Source organism: Streptosporangium carneum (genome assembly GCF_027922005.1).
Taxonomy (GTDB): domain Bacteria; phylum Actinomycetota; class Actinomycetes; order Streptosporangiales; family Streptosporangiaceae; genus Streptosporangium; species Streptosporangium carneum.
The window spans coordinates 1-546 of record NZ_BSEV01000142.1; the positions used below are offsets into that span (position 1 = coordinate 1).

At 56.2% G+C, this 546-nt stretch carries 1 protein-coding gene; it reads left to right on the forward strand.

Translation table 11 applies throughout. The annotated features are described in order from the left end of the window. A partial coding sequence (locus PKF00_RS44240; protein WP_271223792.1) for a DMT family transporter occupies nucleotides 1-531 on the forward strand: 531 nt, incomplete at its 5' end. Between the last annotated feature and the right edge of the window lie 15 nt (nucleotides 532-546).

Consider the following 546-nt stretch of genomic DNA (forward strand, 5'->3'; position numbering starts at 1 on the left):
CTCTGCGGGCTCGTTGGCGGTTTTGTGGGAATCGTTCTCATAGCTATGCCCAGCTTTGGCCAAAACGGGCCTGATGGTCCGGCCGTCGGCTTTGGTTTTCTGGCGATAAGCATGTTGGGAATCTCAATCAGCAATGTGATGATTAAGCACGCTGTGACGTCCATCGATCCGTTGGTGATGATGGGCCTTCAGCTCGTGTTTGGCGCCATTCCGTTGGGATTAGCCAGTCCGTTCCTTGAGGCCAATAGAGCGATCGAATTCACCGGAGCGTTCGGACTGTCTCTCGTTCTTCTAGCGCTTCCCGGCACCGCACTTGTTTATTGGTTATGGACCGACGTTCTGCGCAGGATGGAGCTCAGTCGCGCCAACGCCTTTAGTTTTTTGGTGCCGGTGATCGGTCTCGCTCTCGGCTGGACATTTTACAACGAGACGCTCAGCCCCCTGACGCTTCTTGGCGCGCTGATCGTGATCGGCGGGTTGGCGGCTGCGAATTGGCCAAGCCAGGAGGAAGAACATGCCCCGACACACTAGCCTTGCACGAAAGCT